Origin of the sequence: Streptococcus sp. KR (assembly GCF_002238115.1) — a bacterium.
GTDB lineage: Bacteria > Bacillota > Bacilli > Lactobacillales > Streptococcaceae > Streptococcus.
The window spans coordinates 38,626-64,658 of record NZ_NGVM01000015.1 but is presented as its reverse complement, the minus strand read 5'-3'; the positions used below and the strand labels follow the sequence as shown (position 1 = coordinate 64,658).

Here is a 26,033-nt window from a genome sequence, read left to right as displayed (position 1 = left end):
CAACCAACAGAAGTGTTACCATACGTTCCAGGATTCACTCCAGAAGATAAAGATGGCAACCCACTTAAACCAGTTGATCCAACAGATCCAACAAAAGGATATGTAGTACCAAACATCCCAACAGATCCAAGTCAAGATACAGTAATTAACTACGTAGCAAACAAAGCTAAACTAGTAGTTAAATATGTAGATGAAAAAGGAAAAGACTTAATCCCTTCAGAAACAACAGAAGGAAAAGTAGGAGATGAGTACACAACAACTGGAAAAGTTGTTCCAGGACACCTACTTGTTCGTGTTGAAGGAGAAGCAAAAGGTAAGATTGGAAAAGACGGTTCAACAGTAACATACGTGTACAAACCAATCGGATCATGGATTCCAAACATCCCAGGACAACCAACAAGCCCAATCAAGTATCCAAACGATCCAGCAGATCCAACAAAACCAGGACAACCAACAGAAGTGTTACCATACGTTCCAGGATTCACTCCAGAAGATAAAGATGGCAACCCACTTAAACCAGTTGATCCGAAAGATCCATCAAAAGGATATGTAGTACCAAACATCCCAACAGATCCAAGTCAAGATACAGTAATTAACTATGTTCCAAATCCTAGGGAAGTAGAAAAACCTTCTAAACCAGCTCAACCTTCTAAACCTTCTAAACAAGAAACACCTAAATATGTTGAAGGTCAAAAAGAGTTGCCTAACACAGGTACAGAAGCTAACGCTAGTCTAGCATCGCTCGGACTTCTTGGAGCACTAGGAGGATTTGGACTTCTTGCTCGTAAGAAAAAAGAAGATTAAATCTAATTAGATTTTCTAATAAGAATAAGGAGTTGGATGGAATATCCGCTCCTTTTTCTTATAGTTTGAAACTATAGGATTGCCTAGGAAAGAAGTGTTAGAGGGGACTAACAGTTTTTGGTATAATGGAAGATATTTGAAAGAAAAGAGAAGTGATATGACACAGATTATTGATGGGAAGGCTCTAGCAGCTAAGTTACAAGGACAGCTGGCTGAAAAGACTGCAAGATTAAAGGAAGAAACAGGTTTAGTACCTGGTTTGGTGGTGATTTTGGTTGGGGACAACCCTGCCAGCCAAGTCTACGTTCGAAATAAGGAACGTTCTGCCCTTGCAGCTGGTTTTCGTAGTGAAGTAGTCCGAGTTCCAGAAACCATTACCCAAGAGGAATTGTTAGACTTGATTGCCAAATACAATCAAGATTCAGAATGGCACGGGATATTAGTCCAGTTACCATTGCCAAAACATATTGATGAAGAGGCGGTTTTATTGGCTATTGATCCTGAAAAGGACGTGGATGGTTTCCATCCGCTAAACATGGGGCGTCTTTGGTCTGGTCATCCAGTCATGATTCCTTCTACACCAGCAGGGATTATGGAAATGTTTCATGAATATGGGATTGACTTGGAAGGTAAAAATGCGGTCGTCATCGGTCGTTCCAATATCGTTGGAAAACCTATGGCACAACTTCTTTTGGCAAAGAATGCTACAGTGACTTTGACTCACTCACGGACTCATCATCTTGCCAAGGTGGCTGCTAAAGCAGATATTCTGGTGGTAGCAATCGGTCGTGCCAAGTTTGTGACTGCTGACTTTGTTAAACCTGGAGCAGTTGTCATTGATGTTGGGATGAATCGCGATGAAAATGGGAAGCTATGTGGTGATGTTGATTATGAGGCAGTTGCCCCACTTGCTAGCCACATCACACCAGTTCCTGGAGGTGTAGGTCCTATGACCATTACCATGCTGATGGAGCAAACTTATCAAGCAGCACTTCGGACATTGGATAGAAAATAGGAAAAAAGAAGGTAGAATAATGTTTTACCTTCTTTTTATATAATGCAGTCTAAAATGATATGAGTCCATAAACTATAAATTTGAAGTATGAAAATGCTATTAATAGAATGAAATTTGTATTAGAAAGAGTCTAGAATAGAAAGCTACTTTCATTGCACCTATTCCTTTTGAATGAACTTACCTCACATACCATCTTATTAAGTTAAATTGATGGAAAATGATTGCAATTTTAGGTGTGTTTTGATATATTTAATATATAAAATATATTATCGAACTTGGTACGTGTTTGTGTATTCAGAAGGAGGTCGTTTTTTAAAATTAAGTAAGCGCTTACTTTGTATCAAGAAAAAGAAATGAGGATTTTAATGAACAAAAGACTTTTTGATAAACGTTGTCATTATAGCATTCGTAAATTTGCAATAGGTGCGGCATCTGTAATGATTGGGGCTAGTATATTTGGCATTTCAGCTGTACAAGCTGAGGAAGTGGCTTCATCCAATACTCAAACAGAAGAAACAACTGTTCATCAACCTCAGCCTTTAGATAAGCTTCCTGATGATGTGGCAGCTGCTATCGCAAAGGCTGATGAGAATGGTGGGCGTGAGTTTGTAAAACCCAAAGCTGAGTCGACAGAAGATAAAGTGACTAAGGATACAGAAACTACTAGACCTGCTAACGATGGTAGTCATGAATTGGCTAGTCCTAAAGTGGAAACTCCAAATAAAGTAGAAGAAGGAACCAAGGCTGAGGACAAACAGAAATCTGAAGAGGCAAATCCAAAGCCTGTTGAATCTGCATCAACATCTGGAACAGAACTGAAAGAGGATTCTAAAAAAACTTCTGAAAAGGACCAAGTGAAAGCAGACACAGAGATCAAACCTTCTTTTGAAAAATCGCAAGCACTATCTGGAGAGTCAAACAAAGCTGAAGTTGAAAAGGAAAAACAACTATTATCGGAGCGAAAACAAGATTTTAATAAAGATTGGTATTTTAAACTAAATGCCCAAGGAGATTTTTCAAAAAAAGATGTGGATGTTCATGATTGGTCTAAATTGAATCTTCCACATGATTGGAGCATTTATTTTGATTTCGACCATAAGTCTCCCGCGCGTAATGAAGGTGGCCAGTTAAATGGTGGAACAGCTTGGTATCGTAAGACTTTCACATTAAATGAAGCAGACAAGAATAAGGATGTTCGTATCAATTTTGATGGTGTTTACATGGATTCAAAGGTCTATGTAAATGGTAAATTTGTAGGACATTATCCAAGTGGCTATAATCATTTTTCATATGATATCACAGAATTTTTAAACAAGGATGGTAGTGAAAATTCAATTACTGTTCAAGTGACCAATAAGCAACCAAGTAGTCGTTGGTATTCAGGAAGTGGGATTTATCGTGATGTAACTCTTAGTTATCGTGATAAAGTCCATGTTGCCGAAAATGGTAATCATATCACTACTCCAAAACTTGCTGAGCAAAAAGAAGGGAATGTTGAAACACAGGTTCAAAGTAAGATTAAAAATACGGATAAGAAGGCTGCTAAAGTCTTTGTGGAACAACAAATTTTCACTAAGGAAGGTAAGGTTGTTTCAGAATTAGTGCGCTCTGAAACGAAGAATTTAGCAGAAAATGAAGTTGCAGATTTCAGACAAACAATCCTAGTTAATAAACCAACTCTTTGGACGACAAAAAGTTATCATCCTCAACTGTATGTTTTGAAAACAAAGGTTTATAAAGAAGGTCAACTAGTTGATGTAACAGAAGATACATTTGGTTACCGCTATTTTAATTGGACTGCTAAGGATGGTTTCTCTCTGAATGGTGAACGCATGAAATTCCACGGAGTAAGTATTCACCATGACAATGGAGCTTTGGGTGCAGAAGAAAATTATAAGGCTACCTATCGTAAATTAAAACTCCTGAAAGATATGGGGGTTAACTCTATTCGAACAACCCACAATCCAGCTAGTCCTCAGTTACTTGATGCTGCAGCAAGTTTAGGTCTTTTGGTTCAAGAGGAAGCTTTTGATACTTGGTATGGTGGTAAGAAGACTTATGACTATGGACGTTTCTTTGATCAAGATGCAACCCATCCTGAAGCTAAGAAGGGTGAGAAGTGGTCTGATTTTGATCTTAGAACAATGGTAGAACGTGATAAGAACAATCCGTCTATCGTCATGTGGTCTCTTGGAAATGAGGTAGAAGAGGCAAATGGTAGTCCTCGCTCTATCGAAACTGCTAAGCGTCTGAAGGCTATTATCAAGGCGATTGATACTGAGCGTTATGTCACCATGGGTGAAAATAAATTTAGTCGTGCAGCGACAGGTGATTTCTTGAAACTCGCAGAAATCATGGATGCTGTCGGTATGAACTATGGTGAACGTTTTTATGATGCGGTTCGTAGAGCGCATCCAGACTGGCTCATTTATGGTTCTGAAACCTCTTCAGCTACTAGAACGCGTGATTCTTATTACAATCCTGCTCAAATCCTTGGACACGATAACCGTCCAAATCGTCACTATGAACAATCTGATTATGGTAACGACCGTGTTGGGTGGGGAAGAACAGCTACTGAGTCATGGACTTTTGACCGTGATCGCGCTGGCTATGCCGGACAATTTATCTGGACTGGGTTTGATTATATTGGTGAACCAACTCCATGGCATAACCAAGATAATACACCTGTAAAAAGCTCTTACTTTGGTATCATCGATACGGCTGGTTTACCAAAAAATGATTTCTACCTTTATCGCAGTGAGTGGTATAGTGCTAAAGAAAAGCCAACTGTACGTATTTTACCACATTGGAACTGGACTGAAGAGACACTTAAAGAACGTAAGATGTTAGTTGATGGAAAAGTTCCGGTTCGTACCTTCTCAAATGCTGCAAGTGTCGAATTGTTCTTAAATGGACAGTCGCTTGGTAAAAAGGAATATACGAAGAAAAGGACAGAAGATGGACGTCCTTATCATGAAGGGGCTAAACCAAGTGAATTGTATCTCGAGTGGCTTGTGAAATACCAACCCGGCACACTGACTGCGATTGCTCGAGATGAAAATGGCAACGAAATTGCGCGTGATAGTGTGACAACTGCAGGGGAACCAGCAAGAGTTCGTCTGACTAAAGAAGAGCATGTTATCACTGCAGATGGGAAAGACCTATCCTACATCCATTACGAAATTGTTGATGGCGATGGGAATGTGGTTCCGACAGCGAATAATCTTGTTCATTTCAATCTTCATGGTCAGGGACAAATTGTTGGTGTGGATAATGGAGAACAAGCTAGCCGTGAGCGCTACAAAGCTCAAGCGGATGGAACATGGCAAAGACGTGCTTTCAATGGTAAAGGAGTTGTCATTGTAAAATCAACAGAAAAAGAAGGTAAATTTACTCTTTATGCAGATTCTGCTGGTTTAACTTCTGACAGTGCAACGGTCACAACTGTGTCTGGTAAGAAAGAAAACCGTCACTTTGTAGCCTTTGCTCCTGTAAAAGCAACAACTGATGTGACAACAAATCCTGAATTGCCTCAAACAGTAACAGCTATTTATAGCGACGGTAGTGTTGAGGAAAAGACTGTAACATGGGACGTGCCAGCTGACTTGCTTACAAGTGCAGGTGAGAAAAAAGTATCTGGACGAGTAGAAGGTTTGGAAACTAAAGCTGAGGCATTTGTTAAAGTGATTGCTTTAGATAGATGGTTACCAAAAGTTGCTACAGTCCCAGTTGGTACAACTGCAGCAGATTTGGATAAAACAGTCACAGCTGTTCTGACAGATGGTAGCTTGATTGATACTGATGTTGTTTCTTGGACCTTGAAAGATCCTTCTGCTTTGACAAAAGAAGGTGGACGTACGGAAGCTACTGGTAAATTAGTAGATGATGGTCATGAAGTTACGGCAACCTTTATCGCAAGCAGTAAGGAAACAACAAGTAGCATTACAGGACTTACTGTTGGGGATAAAGCTCTTGAGAACTTCGAGTCTGGCAAGACTTATTACCGTGTGTCCCTTCCTTACACTGGAACAATTCCAAGTGTTGGGGCTCAGACTACTGGTTATCAAGTAACTGTTCAGCAAGCTTCTGCTGATAATGGTTATCAGGCTTCTGTCTTCTTGAGTGACCAAAAGGGTGATTTGGTTCAAACTTACTTAATTCAGTTTGTGAAGGAAGCTCCTGCCTTGAAACGTTTGGAAGTGGTTGTAGAAGGAAAAGAAACTGCCACTGAAGATCAGGTTTTAACTTATCGTGTCATTGGTAGTTATGAGGATGGTTCTCAAACAGAATTTTCAGCTTCAGATATTCACCTAGAAGCTAAATCATCTGATGGTGGGCATCTTGAGGTGAATGGACAAAACCTCCTTCTTTATAGCAAAGGACGCGTGACATTGACACCACGCATCGATAATCAGACAGAGAGCACGAAATCTATAACTACTGAAGTGGTGATTAAAGAAAATAAAGTCAGCAAGAAGATTGTGAAACTTCATCCTGTATCTATTTCTACAGATATTAATCAGCAACCGAATCTACCTAAAGAAGTTGGGGCAGAATTTGATAAGGGCTTGCCACGCAAAGTATCTGTAACTTGGGACAAGGTAGATAAAAAAGAATTGGGTCGCTATCATAGCTTTACCCTTAAAGGACATGTAGAAGGAACAGACATTGAAGCTCAAGCAACGGTGACAGTTGAAGGCTTACAAGTTGCAGAGGAAGTCAGCCTCACAGTACCTAAGGGTGAGACAGTTCAATTGCCAGCTAATGTTCGTGCTTACCATTCTAACGGAACAACTATCTACAAAGATGTGGTTTGGGAACAGGTTCCAGTCAACTTTAGTCAAACTGAAGGGGTCTATGAAATCAATGGTCGTTTAGTAGGTAGCAATCTTACAACTAAAGCTCATGTTCGAGTGTCTAGTCAAGTTGTTGCTGGAAATAATATCTCTAAACAATGGACAGGGTCACAATTGCCAGCTGCCATTGTATCCAATACAGGAGGAGATGATTCAGCTAATACCTTGAACGACCTAACTGTGTCAAGAACGCCAACAGATGCTAAAAATAGATGGACTACTTGGAGAACAAATACTGATAATGACTGGGCTTCTATCTTGTTTGGTAATTCAGGAGACTTGACGAAACGTTTTGTCAACAATTTGTCGGTTGATTTCTATACTGATGGAGCAATTGGTCTTCCAAAAGAATATGTAGTTGAATATTATGTAGGTAAAGAAATTCCAGATTTACCAAGTGATGTCAGCAATGCTCAGCGTGATACTAATCATCCATTTAATAATCCAGCCAACTGGAAGGCAGTTGAAAACTTACATGCTCCAAGCCAGCTATCTGCAACTCAAACCAATCACTTTACCTTTGACAAGGTAGAAACCTATGCTGTTCGTCTTCGAATGAAAAAGGCTGAAGGTACTGCGGGAGTTGGTCTGACAGAGCTAACTATCCTTGGAAACAAGGTCTTAAGTGAAACAAGTTCAGATATTTCTATCAAAGTAGATGGCAAGGATCTTGAACACTTTAATCCATCGAAAACAGATTATTATATTCCTCAATCTAGCAAGGAAATTACTGCAACAGCTAGCAACAATGGTTTGGTTACTCTTGTTCCAGCAACAAGTCCAAAAGGTGCGACACGTCTTATTTTGAAGGCTGAAGATGGTACTATTTTAAAAGAATATCGGATCTACCGTAATGATGAAAAAGATACAAGTCTACCTTTAGCAGCTGAAAATGGTGCAACTACTTTGAAGCTCGGAGATACCCTTCAGCTTCCATCAGAAGTCACTGTTTATTATCCAACTTCAAATACTTGGACTACAGATAAACTGGCAGTGAAATGGGATACTATTCCTCAACATGCGACAGAGCATGAGGGAAGATTCCAAGTAACTGGTCATGTCATCGGTACAAATCTAACAACTACCATGCAAGTAACAGTTGTAGCTAAAGGAAATCAAGTCATCTCAGAAAATCCAAGCAACAATGAAACGGACTCTAAAGCCTTTGCTTCAACAACGAACGATACACAAGCAGCTTCACATGATAGAATTTTCTATATCAATGATGGAAAATTTAATGAGGATGGACGTTGGACAAACTGGTCTCGTACACCAAAAAATCAAGAAACTTCTGTGGGAATATTGTTTAAGAAGAACGGTAACATTACCTCACAAGCTATTGGAAAAGTTGCCATGCAGTTCTTTAAAGATAGTGGAACAGATGCCCCAGAGAAAATGGTTCTAGAAAGATATATTGGCCCTGCCTTTACAGAACCAAGTACGATTTCTCGTTATGAAGAAAATGCCGATCATCCATTCAATAAGGCAGAAAATTGGGCACCAATTCCTTACAAAGCTTCTGGAGAATTAGTAGCTGGTAAACCAATCGAGTTTAACTTTGATCCGGTTCAAACGACAGCTATTCGTGCTCGCATGACTCGTAAGGCTACTACCAATGGTCTTGCACTTGTAGAATTTACAGCCTATTCTGCAGGCAAGGGAGCAGAAGTGGAAACACCATCAGCGACTATTTCGATCGATGGAAAAGCATTGGAAAACTTTGATCCAAATGTGACAGAGTACACCCTAACAACAATGGGAACTAAACCAAAAGTCACTGCGACAACTAGTGGACATGGAGTAGTCACAATAGTGGATCATGGAAATACAAATCTTCCAACACTGGTTCGTCTTGTTTCAAAAGATGGAAATCTGGTGAAAGAATATCGTTTACACTTTAAGTCTACCTTCCAAACAACACCGACAGAAGGCGTTAAGAACTTAGCTGCAGAAGCTCCAAGCTTGGAAATTGAAAAGACTCCACTTCCGTTTAAAGAAATTATTCGTGACACCCCTGAACTTGCTCAAGGTCAACGTCGTATAGTTTCTGAAGGACAAGCTGGAGAAAAAGTTGACTATATTCAAGTATCAGGAACTAATAGAACCCTTGTTCATTCTGAACAAAGAAAAGCTCAAGATCGTATTATTGAGGTAGGAGTAAAACCATCTATTTCCAATAGTAAGGGTGAGGAACCTTCGCCAGTAAACGAAGTTCCAGAATTCAAAGGCGGTGCTAACTTTGTAGAAGCAGCAGTGAACGATGTTCCAGAATTCAAAGGTGGTGCTAACTTTGTAGAAGCAGCAGTAAACGAAGTTCCAGAATACACAGGAATTCTAGCCACAGTAGGAGATCAAGTAGTACCAAGTGTTGAGAAACCTGAATTTAAGGGTGGTGTTAATGCTGTAATGGCTCTAGAACATAAACTTCCAGAGTACCGTGGTATTCTAGCTACAGTAGGTAATCAACCAGCACCGACAGTAGAAAAACCAGAGTTTAAACTAAGTTCGTTAGAAAAAGCTCAGACTCCAGAAGTACCAGTTCAAGTTGCCAAGGAAGACAAGAGATTGCCAGAAACTGGTGAAAAACAGTCAGAAACAGCTATTTTCTTGGCAGGTGTTACCTTGGCCTTATCAGCAGCTTTATTAACTGCAAAACGTAAAGAAGACTAGTCTATGCGCCTAATACCATTCTATTTGTATAGATTGGTAGAAGATAAAAAATGAATCGATAAATGAGTCGAATAGATGGAGAGGACCAATTAGGCCTCTCCGTCTTTACTAGTAAAAATGGAATCGTTTACTTTCGTGTTTGGACGAAAGGAGAGTAGAGGGGTTTTGTCCCCTCTTTTTCTATATGAACGGAGAGATTTATATTTAAGATGCAAGGTGAATAGACTTTATAGTATAATGAATAGAGAGGAAAAAACAATGAAAGTGATTGAGCAAGAATTATTAGAAAAAGTTATTATTGAACGTTCTCGTACCAGTCATAAAGGAGACTATGGCCGTCTGCTGTTGCTTGGTGGGACTTATCCTTATGGTGGTGCTATCATCATGTCTGCTTTGGCGGCTGTTAAAAGTGGAGCTGGTTTGGTGACCGTTGGAACAGATAGGGAAAATATCCCAGCTTTGCACAGTCATTTACCTGAGGCTATGGCCTTTTCTCTTCAAGACCAACAACTGTTAAAAGAGCAGTTGAAGAAGGCAGAAGTTGTCTTGCTGGGGCCTGGTTTACGAGACGATGCATTTGGAGAAAATCTAGTCAAACAGATTTTTGCCAGCTTAAAAAAGAATCAGATTTTGATTGTAGACGGAGGTGCCTTGACTATTCTCGCTAGGACAAGTCTGTCATTTCCTTCTAGCCAGCTTATCCTAACTCCCCACCAAAAAGAATGGGAAAAGCTGTCTGGTATTGCTATTGAAAAGCAAAATGAAGATGCAACGGCTAGTGCCCTAACTTCCTTCCCTCAAGGAACAATTTTGGTAGAGAAAGGTCCAGCTACTCGTATTTGGCAAGTTGGTCAGTTTGATTATTACCAGTTACAGGTTGGCGGTCCCTATCAGGCGACTGGGGGAATGGGAGATACTCTGGCTGGGATGATCGCAGGATTTGTAGGCCAATTCCGACAGGCCAGTCTCTACGAACGTGTGGCAGTGGTAACCCATCTTCATTCAGCCATAGCCCAAGAACTATCTCAAGAACATTATGTGGTCTTGCCGACGGAAATCAGCTCTTATCTGCCCAAAATAATGAAAAAAATATCTCAAAAAGGCACCTGATGGCTTCAGGCGCCTTTATATCTTTTAGAAAAATCCTTTAATCTTTCCAACGAGGCCATCTAGACCTTCAGAACCAGAAATCAACTGCTGAGCTTGAGAGAAGTATTCTCCAAGCTGTTCTTGATTTTCTGCAACAAATGTTTTTGCAGCTTCGAAATCTTTTGTTTCGATTAGCTCTTTTACTTGATTAAACAAATCTAATGGGTTCATCTTATGTCTCCTTTTCTGTATAATACTATTCAAACATTTTATAAAAATTTTTTCAAGCAAAGAGATTTTTCTATCGAAGTTGAGGGGTGTCAAACAGGGCTTTTTTTGATATAATTTTTAATGATGGATTCGAGAAATGATCGGTATGTGGTTGTTGATTTAGAGGCCACTAGCACCGGAAGCAAGGCGAAAATTATTCAAGTGGGTATTGTGGTGATTGAAAATGGTGAAATCGTCAATCAGTATGGGACTGACATCAATCCTCATGAGCCCTTGGATTCTCATATAAAAGAATTGACAGGCTTGACTGATCAACGGTTGGCAGTTGCTCCAGAGTTTTCACAGGTAGCTGGAAGGATTTTTGAGCTGGTCAAGGATGGTGTTTTTGTCGCGCACAATGTTCAGTTTGATGCAAATCTTCTGGCCGAATACTTATTTTTTGAAGGTTATGAGTTGAGAACTCCACGAGTAGATACCGTTGAGTTAGCACAGGTTTTGTACCCTCAGTTTGAAAAGTACAATCTCGGCATTCTCTGTCAAGAGTTAGGGATTAAGTTAGACCACGCCCACACCGCTCTCTCTGATGCACAAGCAACAGCAGAGCTTTTGCTTTTTATGCGTCAAAAACTTTTTCAGTTACCAAAAGGACTGTTAGAAACGTTGTTAAATCTTGCGGATAACCTCCTTTATGAAACTTATTTAGTGATTGAAGAAGTATATCAGCGACAGTCCCTCCTTTCTTCTCGCGATTTGATGGAGTTCCATGGACTCTTTCTAAGAAAGAAAAGTAAGTCTTTAAAGTCACGTAAGCTATCTAAGGATTTTACTAAAAATATTTCCTTATTAGACTTGGATGAACGTCCTCAGCAAGTTGAATTTGCAGAAAGAGTTGAACAGCTATTAAAGGAACAGAAAATTGCGTTTATTCAAGCCCAAACGGGACTTGGAAAGACTTATGGTTACCTACTGCCAGCTTTGAGCATGGAAAGTGAAGGTGGCATACTTGTTAGTGTTCCTACCAAAATCCTTCAAAATCAAATTATGCAAGAAGAAGGAAGTCAATTAAAAGATACTTTTCATATTGATATTCATAGTCTTAAGGGACCTCAAAATTATTTGAAACTCGATAATTTTTATAAAGTACTTCATAGACCAGAGTCTAACCGCCTATTCACACGCTTTAAAATGCAAGTATTGATTTGGTTAACAGAGACAGAAACAGGTGACTTAGATGAAATCGGGCAGCTGTATCGTTATCAACATTTTATACCTGAATTTGTACATGATGGAAAACTTTCAAAAAAAAGTTTATTTATTTCTGAGGACTTCTGGAAACGCAGTCAAGATAGGGCTAAATCGAGTCGCCTTTTGTTAACCAATCACGCTTATTTGGTAACACGTTTAGAGGACGATCCAGAGTTTGTCAACAATCGCTTGGTAATCATAGATGAAGCTCAAAAAATGCTGATTGCTCTTGAAAACCTCGCCCAAGAGTCTTATCTTCTCGATAATTTAGTAACACAAGTTGAAAAGTCCTTGGAAACAGAAAAAGATCTTATTCAGAGACGGTTGCTTGAGAGTATTGGGTTTGAATGTCGCTATTTGATAGATCAGTTTTACTCAGGGCTTAAGAATGACAAGTGGTTGGATTCTCTTGAAAACTTACGCCAGCATTTTTCTGAGTTAAATCTTCCCGAGTATAGAGATATGACGCGCTTTTTTACATCCGACCGTGAATTTTGGCTGGCAACAGCTGAGAAGTCAAGTAAGGATGTGTTAATTTGTTCAAGTAAAAAAGGTCGCTTGCTACTAGCAGATTTATTGCCAGAAGATTGCAGAGTGCTTGGCGTATCTGCCACTCTTGAAATCAGTAATAGAGTTTCTTTAGCGGATTTATTAGGATTTACGGAAGCCCCACTTATTACAGTTGAATCTTTACAACAGAAACAGCAAGAAGTTCTATTAGTAAATGATTTTCCTTTAGTAACTGAACATTCTCCTTTAGATTATGCAGAAGAGGTTACATCAGTTATCCATTCCTTACAGGTGTTTCAAGAGCCTTTGCTTGTTTTATTTACGTCTAAAGAATTACTGTTAGCAGTGTCAGATTTACTAGACCATCCTCATTTAGCCCAATATAAAAATGGGGAACCCAGTCAGCTGAAGAAACGTTTTGAAAAAGGAGAGCGACAAATATTACTTGGAACAGGAAGTTTCTGGGAGGGGGTTGATTTTTCTACCCATCCTTGCGTTATTCAAGTAATTCCTCGATTGCCTTTCCAAAGTCCCCAAGAACCTTTAACACGAAAATTAAATCATGAATTGCGTCAGGAAGGGAAGAATTCTTTCTATGATTATCAGCTGCCAATGGCCATTATTCGTCTCAAACAGGCTTTGGGTAGAACAATTAGAAAAGAGGAACAAGCTTCCATTGCTGTGATATTGGATAGTCGAATTGTTCATAAACGATATGGTAAACAGATTAGACAAGCTTTAGCGAAGGAAAGAACTATCAGAGAGGTGAATAGAAACCAGATTACCTCTGCTGTCATTGATTTCCTCCAAAACAACAAAAATGAAAAATCTAAGAAAGAGAAAAGGTGAATATATGAAACGTTCTCTCGACTCTAGAGTCGATTATAGTTTGCTCCTGCCAGTATTTTTCCTACTAGTTATCGGTGTGGTGGCTATTTATATAGCTGTTAGTCATGATTATCCAAATAATATTTTGCCCATTTTAGGGCAGCAGGTCGCTTGGATTGCCTTGGGGCTTGTGATTGGTTTTGTGGTCATGCTTTTCAATACAGAATTTCTTTGGAAGGTGACACCCTTTCTATATATTTTAGGCTTGGGACTTATGGTCTTACCTATCGTCTTTTATAATCCAAGTTTAGTTGCATCAACGGGTGCCAAAAACTGGGTATCGGTAAATGGTGTTACCTTGTTCCAGCCGTCAGAATTTATGAAGATATCCTATATCCTCATGTTGGCTCGTGTGATTGTCCAGTTTACCAAAAAACATAAGGAGTGGAGACGCACAGTTCCGCTGGACTTTTTGTTGATTTTTTGGATGATTGTCTTTACCATTCCAGTCCTAGTTCTTTTGGCACTTCAAAGTGACTTAGGGACGGCTTTGGTTTTTGTAGCCATTTTCTCAGGAATCGTTTTATTATCGGGGGTTTCTTGGAAAATTATTATCCCAGTATTTGTGACTGCTGTAACTGGAATTGCTGGTTTCTTAGCTATTTTTATCAGCAAGGACGGTCGGGCTTTTCTCCATCAACTGGGAATGCCGACCTACCAAATCAACCGTATTTTGGCTTGGCTCAATCCATTTGACTTTGCTCAAACAACGACCTATCAGCAGGCTCAAGGACAGATTGCCATTGGAAGCGGTGGCTTGTTTGGGCAGGGTTTTAATGCTTCTAATCTGCTTATTCCAGTTCGAGAGTCGGATATGATTTTCACGGTTATCGCAGAAGATTTTGGCTTTATTGGCTCTGTCCTTGTTATCGCCCTTTATCTTATGCTGATTTATCGTATGTTGAAGATTACTCTTAAATCAAATAATCAGTTCTACACCTATATTTCCACAGGTTTGATTATGATGTTACTCTTCCATATCTTTGAGAATATCGGTGCCGTGACAGGTTTGCTTCCTTTGACGGGTATTCCCTTGCCTTTCATTTCTCAAGGGGGATCGGCTATTATCAGTAATCTGATTGGTGTGGGCTTACTTTTATCGATGAGTTACCAGACCAATCTAGCTGAAGAAAAGAGCGGAAAAGTTCCATTCAAACGGAAAAAGGTTGTATTAAAACAAATCAAATAAGGAGAAAATCATGGTAAAAGTAGCAGTTATGTTGGCTCAGGGCTTTGAAGAAATTGAAGCTTTGACAGTTGTGGATGTTTTGCGTCGGGCAAATATCACTTGTGATATGGTTGGGTTTGAAGAGCAAGTGATGGGTTCGCATGCAATCCAAGTAAGAGCAGATCGTGTCTTTGATGGTGATTTATCAGACTATGATATGGTTGTTCTTCCTGGAGGGATGCCTGGTTCTGCACATTTGCGGGACAATCAGGCCTTGATTCAAGAATTGCAAAATTTCGAGCAAGAAGGGAAGAAACTGGCGGCCATTTGTGCAGCTCCAATTGCCCTCAATCAAGCAGGAGTATTGAAAAACAAGAAGTTTACTTGCTACGATGGCGTTCAAGAGCAAATCCTTGATGGTCAATATGTCAAGGAAACAGTAGTGGTAGATGGTCATTTGACAACCAGTCGAGGTCCCTCAACAGCCCTTGCCTTTGCCTACGAGCTGGTAGAGCAATTAGGAGGAGATGCAGAGAGTTTACGAACAGGAATGCTCTATCGAGATGTCTTTGGTAAAAATCAATAAAACGGAACCATAATCTCTATAGTTTGATAAATACTAAAATATTAATCATTCTCTATAGAGTTATAGTTTTTGAGAAGATGATTCGTCATCTTCTTTTTATATTTCGGTTTTTTTACTTGCGTAAAAAAATGTTTTCTAGTATAATAGTTTATTGTGAGCGAACCTCACTTACCCCTTGCAAAGTCTTGGGGTCATTAGACCAAAAGGAGGAACATATCAATGGCTAAATACGAAATTCTTTATATCATTCGTCCAAACATTGAAGAAGAAGCTAAAAACGCTTTGGTAGCACGTTTTGACTCTATTTTGACTGACAACGGTGCAACTGTTGTTGAATCAAAATCTTGGGAAAAACGCCGTCTTGCATACGAAATCAAAGATTTCCGTGAAGGACTTTACCACATCGTTAACGTTGAAGCAAACGACGATGCAGCTCTTAAAGAGTTTGACCGTCTTTCAAAAATCAACGCTGACATTCTTCGTCACATGATCGTCAAAACTGACGCGTAAGAAGGTAAACTATGATTAACAATGTTGTACTTGTAGGGCGTATGACACGTGACGCTGAGTTGCGTTATACCCCATCAAATGTAGCAGTTGCGACTTTTACTCTTGCAGTAAACCGTACATTTAAGAGTCAAAATGGCGAACGTGAGACTGATTTTATCAATGTCGTTATGTGGCGCCAACAGGCTGAGAACCTTGCTAATTGGGCTAAAAAAGGCTCACTTATCGGGGTGACAGGTCGTATCCAGACTCGTAGTTACGATAACCAGCAAGGACAACGTGTCTACGTGACAGAGGTCGTGGCTGAGAATTTCCAAATGTTGGAAAGCCGTAGTGTGCGTGAGGGTCACACAGGTGGAGCTTATTCTGCACCAACTGCAAACTATTCAGCACCTACAAATTCAGTACCAGACTTTTCACGTGATGAAAATCCATTTGGAGCAACAAATCCATTGGATATTTCAGATGATGATTTACCATTCTAATGGACAACTAAAATTATAAAGGAGAAAAAACATGGCTCAACAACGTCGTGGCGGATTCAAACGCCGTAAAAAAGTCGATTACATCGCAGCAAACAAAATTGAATATGTTGATTACAAAGATACTGAGCTTCTTAGCCGTTTCGTTTCAGAACGTGGGAAAATCCTTCCTCGTCGTGTAACAGGAACTTCAGCTAAAAACCAACGTAAAGTAACAACAGCTATCAAACGCGCTCGCGTAATGGCTTTGATGCCTTTCGTAAACGAAGATTAAAAAAGAGGTCCGGGCGGACCTCTTTTTCAGACCCCAACGGGTCTTTTTTTCACGATCCTTGAAATGAGAGAGCGAGTTTGGGTCCGGGCGGACCTCTTTTTCACGATCCTTGAAATGAGAATGCGAGTTGGGTCCAGTGGACCTCTTTTCATGAGCCTTGAAATGAGAGAGCGAGTTGGGGTCCGAGTGGACCTCTTTTTCATGAGCTCGGAAAAAAGAAAGCGAATTAAGACCCGGTTGGGTCTTTTTTTCACTAGTCTTAAAATGAGAGCGAGTTTGGGTCCAGTGGACCTCTTTTTCATGAGCTTGAAAATAAGAAAGCGAATTAAAGCCCGGTTGGTTTTTTTCACGAGATAGTTTTTTCTGACCTTGGCGTGCTATAATGGTAATAGAAAGAGTAAAGGTGGGTAAGTCAAAGATGAATTGTACGATTAGAAATATGATTAAGTCTGATATTGAATCCTTATCTCATGGATTTATGAATCAAGGTTGGACTGGTAGAGAGGAAATTTTGGCTAGATATTTTCTGGAGCAGGAAAGTGGGGAGAGAGAAGTCTTAGTTGCAGAGATTGATGGTGCTGTAGCGGGCTACGTTACCATTTTGCCCTCTGCTAAACATGGTCCTTTTGCAGAAGTATATCCAGAATTATCAGATTTTAATGTGTTTGAGCCTTTTCGAAATCAAGGGATTGGGAATCAACTGCTAGAAGAAGCAGAAAAACGAGTCAAGTTTGTTTCGAGTAAGGTCACTCTTGGTGTAGGTTTGCACTCAGGCTATGGCCCTGCCCAGAGATTGTATATCAAACGAGGCTATATTCCAGATGGGACAGGTGTCTGGTATAGAAATAAACCCTTGGAAATGAATGCAACTAGCCAAAATAATGATGATTTAGTTTTATACTTATCCAAGGACTTACAATAAAACTGGAAACTTTTTGAAAATAGGGGATTTAGCTACTTTATGGTATAATGGAAAGAGTTAGATTGAAAGAGGTAGTGAGATGGATGCCAAATTAAGATACAAGGCAAAGAAAATCAAGATTGTCTTTTTTGATATTGATGATACATTGAGAAATTCTAAGACAGGTTTTATTCCAGCTTCAATCCCAACTGTTTTTAAGCAATTACGTGAGAAAGGAATCTTGACAGGTATTGCTTCTGGACGAGGGATTTTTGGTGTTGTGCCAGAAATTCGTGAGCTCAAGCCTGACTTTTTTGTGACCTTAAATGGGGCCTATATTGAAGATAAAAAAGGTCAGGTCATTTATCAGCATCAGATTGAGAAGTCAGATGTTGAGGAGTATATCTTTTGGGCTAAGCAAGAAGGAATTGAGTATGGCTTGGTTGGGAGTCATGATGCCAAGTTGTCGACTCGCACCGATATGATTAGTGAGGCTATCAATCCAATTTACCCCGATTTAGATGTAGATCCTGATTTCCATGAGAAAGAAGACATCTATCAAATGTGGACCTTTGAAGATAAAGGAGATGACTTGCACTTACCTGACAGTCTCTCTGACAAACTTCGCATGGTTCGTTGGCATCAACATTCGTCTGATATTGTGCCGATTTCAGGCTCCAAAGCGACGGGGGTGGAAAAGGTTGTGGAACACCTTAACTTGAAACCAGAGAACGTCATGGTCTTTGGAGATGGACTTAACGACTTGGAACTCTTTGATTATGCTGGAATCAGCGTTGCAATGGGAATTTCTCATGATAACATCAAAGAAAAAGCAGATTATATTACAAAAACATTAGAAGAAGATGGCATTTTTGATGCCTTAGAAGGATTTGGTATGGTAGAAAAAGAATTGCATTTTCCACAAGTAGACATTGAAACAGTAGAAGGTCCTCTTGCGACCATTAAGACCAATCACGGAGACTTGCGTATCAAGCTTTTCCCTGAACATGCTCCTAAAACAGTGGCTAACTTTGTTGCTCTTTCAAAAGATGGTTACTATGATGGTGTCATTTTCCATCGTATTATCAAGGACTTTATGATTCAAGGTGGAGACCCAACTGGTACTGGTATGGGTGGCGAGTCAATCTACGGCGAATCATTTGAGGATGAATTCTCAGAAGAACTTTACAATGTCCGTGGTGCCCTTTCTATGGCCAATGCTGGTCCAAATACCAACGGTAGCCAGTTCTTTATTGTGCAAAATCAACATTTGCCTTATTCTAAGAAAGAAATTGCTCGTGGTGGTTGGCCAGAACCGATTGCGGAAATCTATGCCAACCAAGGTGGAACTCCTCATCTAGACCGCCGTCACACTGTATTTGGTCAGCTAGCTGATGAAGCTTCTTACGCTGTTTTAGATGCCATTGCTGCTGTTGAGACAGGGGCTATGGACAAGCCAGTTGAAGATGTCGTGATTGAAACAATTGAAATCGAGGACTAAGATGAAAATCGGTGATAAGCTAAAGGGCCGTATTACAGGGATTCAGCCCTACGGTGCCTTTGTTGAGCTAGAAACGGGTGATACGGGGCTGATTCACATTTCAGAGATTCGGACAGGCTTTATTGAAAATATCCAAGAAGCCTTGAAAGTCGATGAAGAGGTTCTGGTTCAGGTGGTGGATTTAGATGAATTTACAGGGAAAGCCAGTCTTTCGATCCGCACTTTGGAGGAAGAAAAGCACCAGTTTCCGAGACGGAGACGCTTTTCAAGCGACCGTTTTAACTATGGCTTTGCGCCTCTCAAACGAATGATGCCAATTTGGACCAAGGAAGCCCTTCAACATTTGAAGAATCAGAAGCACTAGTTAGCAATTACTATCTTTTGTAATGTTAATATAAATTTGCTATAATAGGACCATGGAAGAAGAACAATTATTAAAATCAGGAGAGCGCATTAACCAGCTCTTTTCGACAGATATCAAAATCATTCAAAATAGAGAGGTCTTTAGCTATTCGGTGGATAGTGTTCTCTTGTCACGTTTTCCACGTTTTCCTAAAAAGGGCTTGATAGTGGATTTTTGCGCTGGAAATGGAGCAGTTGGGCTATTTGCTAGCACTCGGACTCAGGCACAGATTTTGGCTGTTGAGATTCAGGAGCGTTTGGCAGATATGGCTGAGCGCTCTGTCCGTTTGAATGGTTTGGAAGAGCAGATGGAGGTCATCTGTGATGATTTGAAAAATATGCCTGCTTACATTCAGGGAAGTAAGGTAGATATGATTTTGTGTAATCCGCCCTATTTCAAGGTGGATCCTCATTCCAATCTGAACGAGAGTGAACATTATCTCTTGGCGCGACATGAAATCACGACCAATTTGCAGGAAATCTGTCGTAGTGCCCAGAGTATTCTTAAATCGAATGGACGCTTGGCCATGGTTCATCGTCCTGATCGGCTTTTAGATATCTTGGACAGCTTACAACGGCATAATCTAGCCCCTAAGCGCCTGCAGTTTGTTTATCCAAAAAGAGAAAAGGAAGCCAATATGCTCTTGATTGAGGCTATCAAGGATGGCTCGACAAGTGGCTTTAAGGTTTTGCCACCTCTCATTGTCCACAATGATGATGGCTCTTATACGCCGGAACTCGAAGAGATTTATTATGGATCATAAGGCTTATATGTACGTGCTGGAGTGTCGTGATGGATCTTACTATACAGGCTATACGACTGATGTGAGAAGACGCCTCGCTGTCCACAATAGTGGGAAGGGAGCCAAATATACACGAGCACGATTGCCAGTCAAACTCATCTATGCTCAAGGTTTTGCCAGTAAGGAAGAAGCCATGTCGGCAGAAGCCCTTCTCAAGCGTAAGAAGAGGCCACAGAAGGAAAGATTTTTATCTGAAAATCAAGATAGAAATTTACTCAGTTATTTTGAAGAATCGTGAGGAGTCCTTTGACTCCTCTTACTTTTGTCAAAAAGCGAAAAAAATGCTACAATAAAGAGAATAAACAAAATGAGGTATTATCATGTCTAATATTCTAGTATTTGGTCACCAAAATCCAGACTCAGATGCCATCGGGTCATCTGTAGCCTTTGCCTACCTTGCAAAAGAAGCTTACGGTTTGGATACGGAAGCTGTTGCACTTGGAACTCCAAATGAAGAAACAGCCTTTGTCTTGAACTATTTTGGTGTAGAAGCACCGCGTGTTATCACTTCTGCCAAAGCAGAAGGTGCAGAGCAAGTTATCCTAACTGACCACAATGAATTCCAACAATCTGTATCAGATATCGCTGAAGTAGAAGTTTATGGTGTTGTAGACCACCACCGCGTGGCTAACTTTGAAACTGCAAGCCCACTTTACATGCGTTTGGAGCCAGTTGGATCAGCGTCTTCAATCGTTTACCGTATGTTTAAAGAACATGGTGTAGCTGTTCCTAAAGAGATTGCTGGCTTGATGCTTTCAGGTTTGATTTCAGATACCCTTCTTTTGAAATCACCAACAACACATCCAACAGATAAAGTCATTGCTCCTGAATTGGCTGAATTGGCTGGTGTAAACTTGGAAGAATATGGTTTAGCTATGTTGAAAGCTGGTACAAACTTGGCTAGCAAATCTGCTGACGAATTGATTGACATCGATGCTAAGACTTTTGAATTGAACGGAAATAATGTCCGTGTTGCTCAAGTAAACACAGTTGATATCGCTGAAGTATTGGAACGCCAAGCAGAAATTGAAGCTGCAATGCAAGCCGCCAACGCAACAAATGGTTATTCTGACTTTGTATTGATGATTACAGATATCGTCAACTCAAACTCAGAAATCCTAGCACTTGGTGCTAACATGGACAAGGTCGAAGCGGCTTTCAACTTCAAACTTGGAGACAACCACGCCTTCCTTGCTGGTGCTGTTTCACGTAAGAAACAAGTGGTACCTCAATTGACTGAAAGCTTCAATGCTTAATATTTTGAGTGTCAATTCAAATTAGGAAATTCTAATTTGACTTATATCGAAAGGAGTTTTGGCTCCTTTTTTTCTAGGAGTGAAGCATGTTAGAAAATGGCGATTTGATTTTTGTGAGAGATGAGTCAGATATGGGGCAGGCCATCCAGACTTCCACAGGCAACTATAATCATGTTGCCATTTATTTGGATGGGATGATTTACCACGCTAGTGGACAGGCTGGTGTGGTTTGTCAAGAACCAGCAGACTTCTTTGAGTCCAATCATTTGTACGACCTCTATGTTTACCCAGAAATGGATATCCAGTCTGTGAAGGAAAAAGCTTGCAAACATCTAGGAGCACCCTACAATGCTTCTTTCTATCCAGATGGAGAAGGTTTTTACTGTTCCCAGTATATGGCAGAAATCCTCCCCATTTTTGCAACCATTCCCATGAAATTTGAGGATGGGGAGCAGGAGATTAGTGACTTTTGGAGAGAGTATTACAGAGAACTAGGCTTGCCTGTTCCTCTGAACCAAGCTGGGACCAATCCTAGTCAGTTGGCAGCATCGCCTCTGTTAGAATGTAAAGAAAGGAATCTTCATGATTCAGATTTTTAATCCATCTCGTTTGACGAGACAGTCATTTTTTGGAGAATTAATCCGCTATCTGGACCAGCATGATGATGTTATTTTGAGAGAAATTAAGGCTCAATTTCTAGATGTGGCAGTTGATAAACTTATGGAAGAGTATATAAAGGTTGGTTTGATTCGTCGGGAAAATAAGCGTTATTACCTTAATCTTCCTATGCTTGAATCACTCGATAATCTCGAACTGGATCAAGAGATTTTTGTTAGCGAAGATAGTCCGGTCTATCAAGCCTTGTTAGAGCAGAGGTTTGAGACGGAATTACGAAATCAAACCAATGAATCTATTTTAGTTGAAAAGACGGACTTTGCGCGGACTAAAATGACCCTGTCCAATTATTTCTACAAGGTCAAACATCAGTATCCTTTGACAGAAAAACAGCAGGAACTTTATGACATTTTGGGAGATGTCAATCCTGAGTATGCTCTCAAATATATGACGACTTTTTTGCTAAAATTTCTCAAAAAAGATCAACTGATGCAGAAACGCCGTGATATCTTTGTGGACAGTTTAGTTGTCCTAGGTTATATTGTCCAAAATGAAGAGGGAAAGTATGAATTGGCCGTCGATTTTGACAAGGAGAGATTAACTTTCTACTTAGCTTGAAATTTTGTTTCTGAGCACATTGTTTGACTTTCCTTAGGATTAAGTATAAACTATATGTAACCGATAACACATATCGGAATAAAACTAAAGGAGACAATCATATGTCACTTGAAAACAAATTGGAACAAGCAACAGGCGCTATTAAAGAAGGATTTGGTAAAGTTACTGGAGATGGTAAGACTGAAGCAGAAGGCGCTGTAGAAAAGACAGTTGCTAAGGCAAAAGAAGTAGTTGAAGATGCTAAAGATGCTGTAGAAGGTGCCGTTGAAGGTTTGAAAAACGCTTTTAAATAAAGATAAAAAAATCAAGGGTTTCATTTCCCTTGATTTTTTACTATCTTATAAATAATTTTCTGCGACGGCTGCATCTCCTGGATAGGCTTCTTTCTTACCTTGGACGATTTGGTAGCAATCGGCTCCCTTACCAGCGATAATCACAGCATCTAATTCTTGACTTGTGATAGCCATCGCTGCCTTGATAGCTTCTTGGCGATCGGCAATCTTTTCAACAGGATGGCTGATATAGCTACTGATTTCATCCGCAATGGCCATTGGGTCTTCATAGTTAGGGTCATCAGCAGTCAGAAAAACTTGAATCTCAGGGTGTTGATTAAGGAGGAGGCCAAAGTCCTTACGACGGCTTTCTCCCTTGTTTCCTGTCGAACCTAAGACCAGAGCAATCTTTCCTGTTTGATGAGTTTCTACAACATTGATTAGTTTTTTCAGACTGTCACCATTGTGGGCATAGTCGATGAAAACCTTGGCTCCATTTTTCTGAGTGAGGACTTCCATACGACCCGGAACACGGGTTGCAGCGATTCCTTTTTTGATGTCTTCAAGACTAGCTCCGAGACGGAGACAAGCAAGTCCGGCAGCGACGGCGTTTTCTTGGTTGAAGTGCCCAATTAACTGGATGTCATAGTCTCCAGCAAGTTTACCCGTAGCTGAAAAACTAAAGGCTTTGGAATTCTCGATTTGGTTATCAGACTGGCTACCGTAGAAATCATGGTCTTGATCATCTACCTGTTCTTTTAGTACAGAGAAGTGGTCCATGTCACTGTTAATGATGACTGCTCGGCTATTTTCCATCAAGAGACGTTTGTGGTAGAAGTAGTCTTCAAAGCTAGGGTGTTCAATCGGGCCGATATGGTCGGGGCTGATATTGAGGAAAACTCCCACATCAAAGGTTAGACCATAGACACGTTTGACCAGATAGGCCTGACTGGATACCTCCATGATGAGGTGAGTACGGTCATTTTGCACAGCTTGATTCATCATGTCAAAGAGGTCAATGCTCTCAGGGGTTGTCAATGCAGACTTAAAGAAAGTCTTGCCATCTAGAGTTGTGTTCATGGTCGAGAGCATAGCCGGTCGATACCCTTGAGATAAGATATTATAAGCGAAATAGGCTGCTGTTGTCTTACCCTTGGTTCCAGTAAAGGCAAGGAGTTTAAGTTTTTCCTGTGGATTGCCATAAAACTCCATAGCTACCAAACTCATGGCTTTCTTGATATCACTGACGATAATAGCAGGAATACCAACCTCATAGTCTTCTTCAGCCACATACCAACCGAGGCCTTGAGAGATGGCAGAAATCAGAAATTCCTTCTTAAAGGCAGCACCCTTGACGAAAAAGAGGCTCTTCTCTTTGGCTTTGCGGCTATCATAGCAGATGGTGTCAAATACGACATGGCTGTAGTTGTAGTGATAATGTCCTTGGTCGATAATCTCACGAAAGAGACCATCTTTCTTTAAAATATCTAATACGGTTTCAATCTTAATCATACTTTCTATTGTAAACCGAAAGTCGTAAATTTACAAGTGACAAGGAAAAGTTTATAATGGAAGATAAGGAATTTTTCCTAGTGATTAAAATTAAATGAGGAATCTATGTCTAACGAAAACAATCACCAGCAGGCCCAGATGTTACGGGGGACTGCTTGGCTAACGGCTAGTAACTTTATCAGTCGTCTACTCGGTGCCATTTATATCATCCCTTGGTATATCTGGATGGGGTCTTATGCGGCTACAGCAAATGGTCTCTTTACCATGGGCTACAATATCTATGCATGGTTCTTGCTGGTTTCAACAGCGGGTATTCCAGTTGCGGTGGCCAAGCAAGTGGCCAAGTACAATACCATGCGAGAAGAAGAGCATAGCTTTGCCCTGATTCGGAGTTTTTTAGGCTTTATGACAGGACTTGGTCTGGTCTTTGCATTAGTCTTGTATCTCTTTTCTCCTTGGCTAGCAGACTTATCGGGTGTGGGGAAAGACTTGATCCCAATCATGCAGAGCTTGGCTTGGGCAGTCTTGATTTTCCCATCTATGAGTGTTATCCGAGGTTTCTTCCAAGGGATGAATAACCTGAAACCTTATGCCATGAGCCAAATCGCTGAACAGGTCATTCGTGTAATCTGGATGCTCTTGGCTACCTTTATCATTATGAAAGTGGGCTCAGGAGATTATCTAGCAGCGGTTACCCAATCCACCTTTGCTGCCTTTGTCGGCATGGTAGCCAGTTTTGCAGTTTTGATCTATTTCCTTGCCAAAGAAGGATTACTTAAAAGAGTCCTTGAAACAGGAGATAAGATTAATAGTAAGCGTCTTTTGATCGATACCATTAAGGAAGCCATTCCTTTTATCCTGACAGGGTCTGCTATCCAGCTTTTCCAGATTTTGGATCAGATGACCTTTATCAATAGTATGAGCTGGTTTACCAACTATAGTAATGAAGACTTGGTTGTCATGTTTTCTTATTTCTCAGCCAATCCTAATAAAATCACTATGATTTTGATTTCCTTAGGAGTTTCGATTGGTGGTGTAGGCTTGCCACTTTTGACCGAAAACTATGTGAAAGGTGATTTGAGGTCTGCCTCTAAATTGATTCAAGATAATCTAACTATGCTTCTATTGTTTCTTTTTCCTGCAACTGTGGGAGTGGTCATGGTCGGTGAACCTATTTATACCATATTTTACGGGAAGCCAGATGGTTTGGCATTAGGTTTGTTTATCTTTGCAGTCTTACAGTCAACCATTTTGGGTGTATATATGGTTTTGTCACCAATGCTTCAGGCTATGTTCCATAACCGTAAAGCAATCCGTTACTTTTTCTATGGTTCGGTTGCTAAGCTAGTCTTGCAATTACCAACAATTTATCTTTTTCACAGTTATGGTCCTTTGATTTCAACATCAATCGCTCTTATCATCCCTATTATATTCATTTATCGTGAACTATGTAGGGTAACAGGAATGAGAGGTAATGTGGTATTTAGGAGAACGATTTTAATCAGTTTGTTGACTTTTGTTATGTTCATCGGTGTAGGCGCTATTCAGTGGGTACTGGGATTTGTCTTCCAACCAAGTGGGCGTTTGTGGAGCTTCCTTTATGTAGCCCTTGTCGGTACCATGGGTGGAGGAGCTTATGGAATTATGAGCCTCCGTACCCGTTTATTGGATAAGGTTATTGGAAAAGCTCAAGCAGATCGCTTACGAATCAAATTAAAGTTAACTTAAAAAATATTTATAAATAAAAGGGATAAATTGAACATTTCTACCATAAAATGTTCAATTTATTCTCTTTTTTATTAATTTGTAGAATAATAGCTAAAGTTTG

General features: G+C 40.2%; 22 protein-coding genes. 20 read left to right on the top strand and 2 right to left on the bottom strand.

Annotation, left to right across the window (positions count from 1 at the left end; translation table 11 throughout):
* The 4 genes from CBI42_RS07680 to CBI42_RS07665 all read left to right on the top strand — a co-directional run.
* Positions 1-804, top strand: an 804-nt coding sequence (locus CBI42_RS07680; protein ID WP_142294091.1) for a MucBP domain-containing protein, incomplete at its 5' end; no start/stop codon positions are given.
* A 157-nt stretch (positions 805-961) separates the two neighbouring features.
* The gene (locus CBI42_RS07675) at positions 962-1,819 is read left to right on the top strand and encodes a bifunctional methylenetetrahydrofolate dehydrogenase/methenyltetrahydrofolate cyclohydrolase (RefSeq protein ID WP_049487868.1); all 858 of its coding nucleotides are present in this window, start codon (positions 962-964) and stop codon (positions 1,817-1,819) included.
* 365 nt (positions 1,820-2,184) lie between these two features.
* On the top strand, positions 2,185-9,345 hold the full coding sequence (locus tag CBI42_RS07670) for an SIALI-17 repeat-containing surface protein (protein ID WP_094753665.1): 7,161 nt from the start codon (positions 2,185-2,187) through the stop codon (positions 9,343-9,345).
* 258 nt (positions 9,346-9,603) lie between these two features.
* A complete protein-coding gene (locus CBI42_RS07665) occupies positions 9,604-10,455 on the top strand; it encodes an NAD(P)H-hydrate dehydratase (RefSeq protein WP_094753664.1) in 852 nt (283 codons plus the stop codon).
* Between the two features lie 24 nt (positions 10,456-10,479).
* Here the strand turns inward: CBI42_RS07665 and CBI42_RS07660 are convergent, their stop codons facing one another.
* Entirely contained in the window at positions 10,480-10,665 is a 186-nt protein-coding gene (locus CBI42_RS07660; RefSeq protein WP_001068558.1) for a hypothetical protein, read from the bottom strand.
* 123 nt (positions 10,666-10,788) lie between these two features.
* Here CBI42_RS07660 and CBI42_RS07655 point away from each other — a divergent pair, with 123 nt between their 5' ends.
* The 15 genes from CBI42_RS07655 to CBI42_RS07580 all read left to right on the top strand — a co-directional run bounded on the left by CBI42_RS07655 (position 10,789) and on the right by CBI42_RS07580 (position 22,714).
* Positions 10,789-13,269: a bifunctional DnaQ family exonuclease/ATP-dependent helicase gene (locus CBI42_RS07655; protein ID WP_306425623.1), complete on the top strand. Its 2,481-nt coding sequence runs from the start codon at positions 10,789-10,791 to the stop codon at positions 13,267-13,269.
* A gap of 4 nt (positions 13,270-13,273) precedes the next feature.
* Entirely contained in the window at positions 13,274-14,497 is a 1,224-nt protein-coding gene (locus tag CBI42_RS07650; RefSeq protein WP_061590331.1) for an FtsW/RodA/SpoVE family cell cycle protein, read from the top strand.
* Between the two features lie 10 nt (positions 14,498-14,507).
* Positions 14,508-15,062 carry a DJ-1 family glyoxalase III gene (locus CBI42_RS07645; protein WP_094753662.1) on the top strand — a complete coding sequence of 185 codons (555 nt, stop codon included), beginning with the start codon at positions 14,508-14,510 and terminating at the stop codon, positions 15,060-15,062.
* Positions 15,063-15,281: 219 nt separating this feature from the next.
* Positions 15,282-15,572: a 30S ribosomal protein S6 gene (gene rpsF / locus CBI42_RS07640; protein ID WP_001151778.1), complete on the top strand. Its 291-nt coding sequence runs from the start codon at positions 15,282-15,284 to the stop codon at positions 15,570-15,572.
* 11 nt (positions 15,573-15,583) lie between these two features.
* Entirely contained in the window at positions 15,584-16,054 is a 471-nt protein-coding gene (ssbA, locus tag CBI42_RS07635) for a single-stranded DNA-binding protein SsbA (RefSeq protein ID WP_004269791.1), read from the top strand.
* 31 nt (positions 16,055-16,085) lie between these two features.
* The gene (rpsR, locus tag CBI42_RS07630; RefSeq protein WP_000068664.1) at positions 16,086-16,325 is read left to right on the top strand and encodes a 30S ribosomal protein S18; all 240 of its coding nucleotides are present in this window, start codon (positions 16,086-16,088) and stop codon (positions 16,323-16,325) included.
* A 418-nt stretch (positions 16,326-16,743) separates the two neighbouring features.
* Entirely contained in the window at positions 16,744-17,247 is a 504-nt protein-coding gene (locus CBI42_RS07625; RefSeq protein ID WP_049510305.1) for a GNAT family N-acetyltransferase, read from the top strand.
* Between the two features lie 79 nt (positions 17,248-17,326).
* Positions 17,327-18,727, top strand: coding sequence for a bifunctional Cof-type HAD-IIB family hydrolase/peptidylprolyl isomerase (locus CBI42_RS07620; protein ID WP_094753661.1), 1,401 nt, complete (start codon positions 17,327-17,329; stop codon positions 18,725-18,727).
* 1 nt (position 18,728) lies between these two features.
* Entirely contained in the window at positions 18,729-19,091 is a 363-nt protein-coding gene (locus CBI42_RS07615) for a S1 RNA-binding domain-containing protein (RefSeq protein ID WP_020902234.1), read from the top strand.
* A 52-nt stretch (positions 19,092-19,143) separates the two neighbouring features.
* Positions 19,144-19,893: a tRNA1(Val) (adenine(37)-N6)-methyltransferase gene (locus CBI42_RS07610; protein ID WP_000390769.1), complete on the top strand. Its 750-nt coding sequence runs from the start codon at positions 19,144-19,146 to the stop codon at positions 19,891-19,893.
* Positions 19,883-20,170, top strand: a complete 288-nt coding sequence (locus CBI42_RS07605) for a GIY-YIG nuclease family protein (protein ID WP_033689123.1) — start codon at positions 19,883-19,885, stop codon at positions 20,168-20,170. The genes CBI42_RS07610 and CBI42_RS07605 overlap by 11 nt, the downstream gene beginning before the upstream one ends.
* Positions 20,171-20,252: 82 nt before the next feature.
* Complete coding sequence (locus CBI42_RS07595; protein WP_070479425.1) at positions 20,253-21,188, top strand: manganese-dependent inorganic pyrophosphatase; 936 nt, start codon at positions 20,253-20,255, stop codon at positions 21,186-21,188.
* An 86-nt stretch (positions 21,189-21,274) separates the two neighbouring features.
* Positions 21,275-21,787 carry a YiiX/YebB-like N1pC/P60 family cysteine hydrolase gene (locus tag CBI42_RS07590; RefSeq protein ID WP_094753660.1) on the top strand — a complete coding sequence of 171 codons (513 nt, stop codon included), beginning with the start codon at positions 21,275-21,277 and terminating at the stop codon, positions 21,785-21,787.
* Positions 21,771-22,421, top strand: a complete 651-nt coding sequence (locus CBI42_RS07585) for a DUF1803 domain-containing protein (RefSeq protein ID WP_094753659.1) — start codon at positions 21,771-21,773, stop codon at positions 22,419-22,421. Before CBI42_RS07590 ends, CBI42_RS07585 begins: the two co-directional genes overlap by 17 nt.
* Positions 22,422-22,522: 101 nt before the next feature.
* A complete protein-coding gene (locus tag CBI42_RS07580; protein ID WP_049488510.1) occupies positions 22,523-22,714 on the top strand; it encodes a CsbD family protein in 192 nt (63 codons plus the stop codon).
* A 45-nt stretch (positions 22,715-22,759) separates the two neighbouring features.
* Here the strand turns inward: CBI42_RS07580 and CBI42_RS07575 are convergent, their stop codons facing one another.
* On the bottom strand, positions 22,760-24,205 hold the full coding sequence (locus CBI42_RS07575; protein WP_070479432.1) for a UDP-N-acetylmuramoyl-L-alanyl-D-glutamate--L-lysine ligase: 1,446 nt from the start codon (positions 24,203-24,205) through the stop codon (positions 22,760-22,762).
* A 105-nt stretch (positions 24,206-24,310) separates the two neighbouring features.
* Here CBI42_RS07575 and CBI42_RS07570 point away from each other — a divergent pair, with 105 nt between their 5' ends.
* A complete protein-coding gene (locus CBI42_RS07570) occupies positions 24,311-25,933 on the top strand; it encodes a putative polysaccharide biosynthesis protein (RefSeq protein ID WP_094753658.1) in 1,623 nt (540 codons plus the stop codon).
* Positions 25,934-26,033: the final 100 nt, after the last annotated feature.

Bases quoted from the DNA above. Each gene is read 5' to 3' on its own strand.
- CBI42_RS07585 (WP_094753659.1), top strand. From the start codon at position 21,771: ATGATTCAGATTTTTAATCCATCTCGTTTGACGAGACAGTCATTTTTT.
- CBI42_RS07575 (WP_070479432.1), bottom strand. From the start codon at position 24,205: ATGATTAAGATTGAAACCGTATTAGATATTTTAAAGAAAGATGGTCTC.
- CBI42_RS07625 (WP_049510305.1), top strand. From the start codon at position 16,744: ATGAATTGTACGATTAGAAATATGATTAAGTCTGATATTGAATCCTTA.
- ssbA (WP_004269791.1), top strand. From the start codon at position 15,584: ATGATTAACAATGTTGTACTTGTAGGGCGTATGACACGTGACGCTGAG.
- CBI42_RS07650 (WP_061590331.1), top strand. From the start codon at position 13,274: ATGAAACGTTCTCTCGACTCTAGAGTCGATTATAGTTTGCTCCTGCCA.
- CBI42_RS07670 (WP_094753665.1), top strand. From the start codon at position 2,185: ATGAACAAAAGACTTTTTGATAAACGTTGTCATTATAGCATTCGTAAA.
- CBI42_RS07660 (WP_001068558.1), bottom strand. From the start codon at position 10,665: ATGAACCCATTAGATTTGTTTAATCAAGTAAAAGAGCTAATCGAAACA.
- CBI42_RS07620 (WP_094753661.1), top strand. From the start codon at position 17,327: ATGGATGCCAAATTAAGATACAAGGCAAAGAAAATCAAGATTGTCTTT.
- CBI42_RS07595 (WP_070479425.1), top strand. From the start codon at position 20,253: ATGTCTAATATTCTAGTATTTGGTCACCAAAATCCAGACTCAGATGCC.
- rpsR (WP_000068664.1), top strand. From the start codon at position 16,086: ATGGCTCAACAACGTCGTGGCGGATTCAAACGCCGTAAAAAAGTCGAT.
- CBI42_RS07610 (WP_000390769.1), top strand. From the start codon at position 19,144: ATGGAAGAAGAACAATTATTAAAATCAGGAGAGCGCATTAACCAGCTC.
- CBI42_RS07605 (WP_033689123.1), top strand. From the start codon at position 19,883: ATGGATCATAAGGCTTATATGTACGTGCTGGAGTGTCGTGATGGATCT.
- CBI42_RS07615 (WP_020902234.1), top strand. From the start codon at position 18,729: ATGAAAATCGGTGATAAGCTAAAGGGCCGTATTACAGGGATTCAGCCC.
- CBI42_RS07570 (WP_094753658.1), top strand. From the start codon at position 24,311: ATGTCTAACGAAAACAATCACCAGCAGGCCCAGATGTTACGGGGGACT.
- CBI42_RS07665 (WP_094753664.1), top strand. From the start codon at position 9,604: ATGAAAGTGATTGAGCAAGAATTATTAGAAAAAGTTATTATTGAACGT.
- CBI42_RS07675 (WP_049487868.1), top strand. From the start codon at position 962: ATGACACAGATTATTGATGGGAAGGCTCTAGCAGCTAAGTTACAAGGA.
- CBI42_RS07590 (WP_094753660.1), top strand. From the start codon at position 21,275: ATGTTAGAAAATGGCGATTTGATTTTTGTGAGAGATGAGTCAGATATG.
- CBI42_RS07645 (WP_094753662.1), top strand. From the start codon at position 14,508: ATGGTAAAAGTAGCAGTTATGTTGGCTCAGGGCTTTGAAGAAATTGAA.
- rpsF (WP_001151778.1), top strand. From the start codon at position 15,282: ATGGCTAAATACGAAATTCTTTATATCATTCGTCCAAACATTGAAGAA.
- CBI42_RS07580 (WP_049488510.1), top strand. From the start codon at position 22,523: ATGTCACTTGAAAACAAATTGGAACAAGCAACAGGCGCTATTAAAGAA.
- CBI42_RS07655 (WP_306425623.1), top strand. From the start codon at position 10,789: ATGGATTCGAGAAATGATCGGTATGTGGTTGTTGATTTAGAGGCCACT.